Annotated in this window: 7 protein-coding genes; 2 read left to right on the top strand and 5 right to left on the bottom strand. The window is 74.6% G+C overall.

Annotation, left to right across the window (positions count from 1 at the left end):
• The first annotated feature begins 26 nt into the window (after positions 1 to 26).
• Positions 27 to 854, top strand: a complete 828-nt coding sequence (locus H505_RS0100195; protein ID WP_026400344.1) for a nitroreductase/quinone reductase family protein — start codon at positions 27 to 29, stop codon at positions 852 to 854.
• A 13-nt stretch (positions 855 to 867) separates the two neighbouring features.
• On the opposite strand, the gene H505_RS0100200 is transcribed toward H505_RS0100195, so the two are convergent.
• The gene (locus H505_RS0100200) at positions 868 to 1,821 is read right to left on the bottom strand and encodes an ornithine cyclodeaminase family protein (protein ID WP_026400345.1); all 954 of its coding nucleotides are present in this window, start codon (positions 1,819 to 1,821) and stop codon (positions 868 to 870) included.
• Between the two features lie 31 nt (positions 1,822 to 1,852).
• Positions 1,853 to 2,845 carry an ABC transporter ATP-binding protein gene (locus H505_RS0100205; protein ID WP_026400346.1) on the bottom strand — a complete coding sequence of 331 codons (993 nt, stop codon included), beginning with the start codon at positions 2,843 to 2,845 and terminating at the stop codon, positions 1,853 to 1,855.
• Between the two features lie 398 nt (positions 2,846 to 3,243).
• Between H505_RS0100205 and H505_RS0100210 the strand changes: the two genes are divergently transcribed.
• The gene (locus H505_RS0100210; protein WP_026400347.1) at positions 3,244 to 4,302 is read left to right on the top strand and encodes a S1 family peptidase; all 1,059 of its coding nucleotides are present in this window, start codon (positions 3,244 to 3,246) and stop codon (positions 4,300 to 4,302) included.
• A gap of 112 nt (positions 4,303 to 4,414) precedes the next feature.
• On the opposite strand, the gene H505_RS0100215 is transcribed toward H505_RS0100210, so the two are convergent.
• From H505_RS0100215 to H505_RS0100225, 3 genes are read right to left on the bottom strand one after another with little or no spacing between them, the layout of a single operon-like run.
• On the bottom strand, positions 4,415 to 5,149 hold the full coding sequence (locus H505_RS0100215; protein ID WP_026400348.1) for a thioesterase II family protein: 735 nt from the start codon (positions 5,147 to 5,149) through the stop codon (positions 4,415 to 4,417).
• Complete coding sequence (locus H505_RS39000) at positions 5,146 to 5,784, bottom strand: GNAT family N-acetyltransferase (protein ID WP_026400349.1); 639 nt, start codon at positions 5,782 to 5,784, stop codon at positions 5,146 to 5,148. Before H505_RS39000 ends, H505_RS0100215 begins: the two co-directional genes overlap by 4 nt.
• Positions 5,777 to 5,986 (bottom strand): MbtH family protein, encoded by a 210-nt coding sequence (locus H505_RS0100225; RefSeq protein WP_026400350.1) that lies wholly within the window; start codon positions 5,984 to 5,986, stop codon positions 5,777 to 5,779. Before H505_RS0100225 ends, H505_RS39000 begins: the two co-directional genes overlap by 8 nt.
• Position 5,987 lies beyond the last annotated feature (1 nt).

Raw genomic sequence — 5,987 nt, forward strand, 5'->3', positions numbered from 1 at the left:
GAAAACAAAAGGAGAGACACCGCAGAATGGATTTCAACCGTCAGGTCATCGAGGAGTTCCGCGCCAATGACGGCCGCGTCGGGGGCATGTTCGAGGGCGGCCGGCTGCTCCTGCTGACGACGACCGGCGCACGGTCCGGCGCCCGGCACACCGTCCCGCTCGGCTACCTGCCGGACGGGCCCGAGCGGCTGCTGGTCATCGCGTCCGCCGGCGGCGCCCCCCGGCACCCGGCCTGGTTCCGCAACCTCGTCGCGAACCCGCGCGTCACCATCGAGACCGGCGCGTTCACGCAGGAGGCGGACGCGTCCGTCCTGGACGGCGAGGAACGCGACCGGCTGTTCGCCCGCGCCGTCGAGGCCGACGCCGGATGGGCCGAGTACGAGGAGAAGTCCGGCCGCACGCTGCCGGTCGTCGCGCTCACCCCCATCGACTCGGGTCCGCCGCGCGGCCCCCAGGGGCAGGGGCTCAAGCGGATCCACGGCGAGTTCCGCCGCGAGCTCGACGCGATCCGGCGGGAGGTCGCCGCGTCCGGAACGACGATCGGTGCCCAACTCCGCGTCAACTGCCTCACCTTCTGCCACGGGCTCGAGTTCCACCACGGGAGCGAGGACCGCATGATCTTCCCGACTCTGGAGCGGAACCGTCCCGAGCTGGCCCCGGTCATCGACCTGCTCCGCGAGGAGCACGAGGTGCTGAAGGGCCTGCTGGCGGAGCTGCGGGCCGCGCTGGCGTCGGACGCGCCCGACCCCGCCGCGCTCGCGGCCGACGTCGACCGCCTCGTGGCCGAAGTGAACGCCCACCTCGACCACGAGGAGGAGCGGCTCGTGCCGGTCCTCGACGAGTTCGTGCTGTAGGCGGGGCGGGCCGTCAGGCGAGGAAGTCGAACTCGCGGCCGACGCCGGCGGCGCGGGCGGCCTCGTACGCGGCCCAGCTCAGCGCGAGGTCCTGCCAGGGCAGGCCGACCGGCGCGTACACGGTCACCTCCTCGTCCCGCGCCCGGCCCGGGACCTCGCCGCGCAGCAGGTCGCGGAGGGTCCCGGCCGCGTGCTGGACGTCCAGGCCGGCGGACGCGAGGACGCCCGTCTCGACCGCGAACGCGATGTCGTCGACGACGACGCGGGCGTTCTTCAGCAGGTCGGGGCCGAGTTCGGCCTTGCCGGGCTCGTCCGCGCCGAGGGAGGTGACGTGCGTGCCGGGCGCGACGTCGGCGGCGTGCAGGAGCGGGCGGCGCGTCCAGGTGGCGGTGACGACGATCCCGGCGGCGCGGGCGGCGGCGCGCGGGTTCGGCGCGACGGACGCGGGCGCGCCGAGCCGCTCGCCGTGCCGTTCGGCGAACGCGGCGGCGCGTCCGGCGTCCACGTCGCAGACGGTGAGGGCGCGGACGGGACGCAGTTCGGCGAGGCCCCGCAGGACGAGTTCCGCCTGGGCGCCCGCGCCGACGACGGCGACCGTGTCGGCGGCGGGCCGGGCGAGCGCGTGGGTGCCGAGCGCGGCGGCGAGCCCGGTGCGCCACGCGGTGACGGTGGCGGAGTCGAGCTGGGCGAGCAGCTCGCCGGTCTCCGCGTCGTGCAGGCAGACGACGCCGCGCAGCGCGGGCCGGTTCCCGGGGAACTTCGCGTTGACCTTCACGGTGTAGGCGGGCACGCCGGGGACGAGGCCGGGCAGCAGCGCCGTCGCGGTGCCGGGGCCGGGCAGCGGCGCGACCGTCCGGTGCGCCGCCGTCTCGGCAGGCGGGGCGGTGAAACCGCGGCGGATCGCGTCGAGGCACCCGGCGGGCTCGAGCAGCCCTTCCAGGTCGGAACGGTTCAGAAGGAGCGTCACCGGACCATTCTCCCGATCCGGGCGGGCGGCGTCACGGGCGGGGGCGCTGCCGCGCGGCGACGAGGGCGTCCCAGTCGGTGAGCCAGTCGCGCCCGTTCTCGTCGATGAACGAGCCGGGCGGCGGCGTCACCCGGTGCGCGGCGAGCCATTCGCCGGGGCGGTGCATGGACGGGCGGATCCGCCCGTCGCTCGGCATGAGCTGCGGCGGGATCGGCGCGGGCGGCGGCACCGGGGCGCTCTCGGCCGCCAGTTCCGCGACGTCCTTCTCCTCGGCCATCCCGATGGGGCCCTCGCGGCGCGCGTTGAAGAACTGGTTCACCGCCGGGTGCGTGCTGGACAGGACCATCTCGCGCGGCCCGAACATGACCAGGCCGCGGCGGAACAGCAGGCCGAGGTTGTCGGGGAGGACGCGGGCGGTGCCGATGTCGTGGGTGACGATGAGGAAGGTCGTCCCGAACTCGGCGTTGACGTCCACGAACAGCTGGTTGAGGTAGGCGGTGCGGACGGGGTCGAGGCCCGAGTCGGGCTCGTCGGCGAGGATGATCTCCGGTTCCAGGACGAGCGCGCGGGCGAGGCCGGCGCGCTTCTTCATCCCGCCGGAGATCTCGCCGGGCAGCTTGTCGCCCGAGCCGGACAGGCCGACCATGTCCATCTTCTCCAGGACGATCCTGCGGATCTCGGCCTCGCCCTTCCTCGTGTGCTCGCGGAGCGGGAACGCGATGTTGTCGAAGACGTTCATGGAGCCGAACAGGGCGCCGTCCTGGAACAGCACCCCGAACGTGCGGCGCATCCGGTACAGGTCGCGCTCGCGCAGGCGGGGGACGTCGCCGCCGCCGACGTAGACGTGGCCGCGGTCGGGGCGCAGCAGGCCGACGAGGTTCTTGAGGAACACGGACTTGCCGGTTCCGGAGGGGCCGAGCAGGGCGGAGATCTCCCCCGCCGGGACGGTGAGGGACACGTCGTCCCAGATCACCTGCCTCCCGAACGACTTCCTGAGCCCCTCCACCCGGATCTCGACGCCCATGGGCCCTCCCGTGCCTTCCGCGCGGGACCGGGGGCGGCGGGGGTTCCGCCGGCGCTCGTCCGGCCCCCCGTCCCTCCGTTGTACGCCCCGATCGGCCCGGTGGGGAGGCCCAGCGTGCGCCGGATCGGGCCCGGACCGGCGGCGGTCCGAGCGGCGGTCCGGACGGTGGTCCGGGGGGCGGGCCGGGGCCTTATCGAACGCGCGATTGAACATTGAACGGCACGTCGAACGGCGCCCCCCTCACTCCGCCCGCCGCCTGCGGCTCCGCACTCAACGTGCCAACGGGTTCACACATGTTTGTCACCTTCTTGCCTTACGTCTGCTTTGCCGGTTCCTCAACCATGTGCGGTGTCTCCGGCGCGCCATCGGGGCGTGCCAGCTCCCCCCTGGAGGCACGAATGTCCAAGCGTCACGGACGCGCCCGCGCCGCCGCCGCAACCGCCGCCGCGGCGGCCGGCCTCGCGGCGGCCGCCCTCGTCACCGCCCCGCCGGCGGCCGCCGCACCCGCGGCCCCGGGCGCCCCCGACCAGGTGGCCGCCCAGCTCGCCGAGCGGCTCGGCGCCCGCAGCGCGGGCGCCTACCTCGACTCGTCCACCGACAAGCTCGTCGTCACCGTCACCGACGCCGCCGCCGCGCGGACCGTCCGCGCGGCGGGCGCGCAGCCGAAGACGGTCGAGCGCAGCGGCGCCGACCTGAAGGAGGTCATGGCCGAGCTGAAGCGGGACGCGACCGTCCCCGGCACCGCGTGGGCGATCGACCCCGTGTCCAACAAGGTCGTGCTGACGATGGACAGCACCGTCAAGGGCGCGAACCTGGAGAAGGTGCGCGGCGAGGCCGCCCAGCACGGCGCGGCCGTCCGCACCGAGCGGGTCGCCGGCGAGTTCCGCATGTTCACCGCCGGCGGCCAGGCCATCTACGCGGGCGGCGGCCGCTGCTCGCTCGGCTTCAACGTCCGCAGCGGCAGCACCTACTACTTCCTGACGGCGGGGCACTGCACCGCCATCGGGTCGACCTGGACGGACGGCAGCGGGCGCACCCTCGGCCGCAACTACGCCAGCAGCTTCCCCGGCAACGACTACGGCGTCGTGCGGTACACGTCGACCCCGCAGGACACCCGCGGCGTCGTCCACCTGTACGGCGGCGGCACGCAGGACATCACGCGGGCCGGCAACGCGACGGTCGGCCAGAGCGTCACCCGCAGCGGCAGCACCACCGGCGTCCACCGCGGCCAGGTCACCGCCCTCAACCAGACCGTCAACTACGCGGAGGGCAGCGTCAGCGGCCTCATCCGGACGACCGTGTGCGCCGAGCCGGGCGACAGCGGCGGGTCGCTGTTCTCCGGGTCGACCGCGCTGGGCCTGACCTCGGGCGGCAGCGGCAACTGCACCTGGGGCGGCACCACGTTCTTCCAGCCGGTCACCGAGCCCCTGTCCCGGTACGGCCTGAGCGTGTACTGATCCCGGACCCGATCCGGCGAACCTCACAGGTCCGGCGCGCACCGACCCGGTGCGCGCCGGTCCCCTGTTCGCGCCGGTCCCCTGTTCGCGCCGATCTCCGAAGGGGTCCGCGCTAGACGGCGGGGACCTCGAGGGTCCGCAGGACCTCGGCGATCACGTCGGGCTGCCGGTCGGCCAGGTAGAAGTGGCCGCCCGGCAGCGTCCTGAGGGCGAACCGGCCGTCGGTGACGTCCGCCCATCCGGCGGCCTGGTCCGCCGTGACGTGCGGGTCGTCGTCCCCGATGATCGCCGTGACCGGGACGGCGAGCCGGGTGCCGTCCCGGTGCGCGTAGCCCTCGATCAGCGCGAAGTCGTTGCGGACGTACGGCAGGACGAGCTCCCGCAGCTCCGGGTCGCGCAGCGCCTCGGCGTCCGTCCCGCCGAGCTTCACCATCTCGGCGACCAGCCCGTCGTCGTCGCGCTCGGCGACCCGGTCGTCCCCCCGGTCGTGCGGCGGGCGGGCACCGGACACGAACAGGTGCACGGGGGCGCTCCCCCGCTCCTGCAGCAGCCGCGCCGCCTCGTAGGCGATGACGGCGCCCATGCTGTGCCCGAACAGCGCGGCCGGGCGGTCGACGAGCGGCGCCATCGCGCCCGCGACGAGCCGCGCGAGCTGGTGCGGGTCGGTGACGAGCGGCTCGCCCATCCGGTCGGCGCGCCCCGGGTACTGCACGGCGTGGACCTCGACGGCGGGGCTGATCTCCTTGGCCCAGGTCCGGTAGAACACCGCCGACCCGCCCGCGTGCGGCAGGCAGAACAGCCGCATGGACGCCCAGGGGCGCGGCTCGGCGCAGCGGAACCAGCTCACGTGATCAACTCCTCCTCGCCCCGGCGGGGGACGGCGCGCGGATCGCGCGGCAGCGGCCACGGCGCCGTCCGGGGGTCGGGGACGAGCTTGGGGGCAACGGTCTCCGCGGCCACCTTAAAGCCCCGGCGCCGGTAGTTCGCCATCGCGTTGGGGTGGTCGAGGCTGCTGGTGCGCAGCCACACCCGCGTGGCCGGGCCGGCGCCCGGCGCCCACAGCTCGCCGCGCCGCCACGCCCGCCGGACGCACTGCTCCACCAGGTACCCGCCGCAGCCGCGGCCGACGAACGCGGGACCCAGCCCGACCAGGTGGATCTCGGTGTCGCCGCCGGGCTGCGCCTCGATCTCGAAGAACCCGGCGACGGTGCCCTCGGCCATCGCGATCCACGTGCCCAGCTCGGGGCGCTCCACCCAGGCGCACCAGTCGGCGTGCGTCCAGCCGAACCGGTCGGTCCAGCAGACGCGGGCGCCGACCAGCGCGTACAGGGCGCGGTTGACCTCGGCGGAGGGCCGCCGGGCCAGCGTGAACGTCATCTCGGCGCCGGGCAGCGGCGCGGGGCGCAGGTCGGCGGCGTCGAGCATCTCCATCGTCCACTCGGTGACGGCGGGGACTTCGACGGGCTCTCCCGGGCTAGTCACCCATGGCCTCGACGAGGCTCTTGGGCCGCATGTCGGTCCAGTTCTCGTCGACGTACCGCAGGCAGGCGTCGCGCGTGTCCTCGTCCTTCGCCACGGTCCAGCCGGCGGGGACCTCCGCGAAGGACGGCCACAGCGAGTGCTGGCCCTCGTCGTTGACGAGCACGAGGTACGTGCCGTCGGGGTCCTCGAACGGGTTCGTCATG

The sequence above is a fragment of the Actinomadura rifamycini DSM 43936 genome (assembly GCF_000425065.1).
GTDB classification, from domain to species: domain Bacteria; phylum Actinomycetota; class Actinomycetes; order Streptosporangiales; family Streptosporangiaceae; genus Spirillospora; species Spirillospora rifamycini.

Coding starts and splice junctions, on each gene's coding strand:
- H505_RS0100195 (WP_026400344.1), top strand. CDS start 27: ATGGATTTCAACCGTCAGGTCATCGAGGAGTTCCGCGCCAATGACGGC.
- H505_RS0100205 (WP_026400346.1), bottom strand. CDS start 2,845: ATGGGCGTCGAGATCCGGGTGGAGGGGCTCAGGAAGTCGTTCGGGAGG.
- H505_RS0100210 (WP_026400347.1), top strand. CDS start 3,244: ATGTCCAAGCGTCACGGACGCGCCCGCGCCGCCGCCGCAACCGCCGCC.
- H505_RS0100225 (WP_026400350.1), bottom strand. CDS start 5,986: ATGACGAACCCGTTCGAGGACCCCGACGGCACGTACCTCGTGCTCGTC.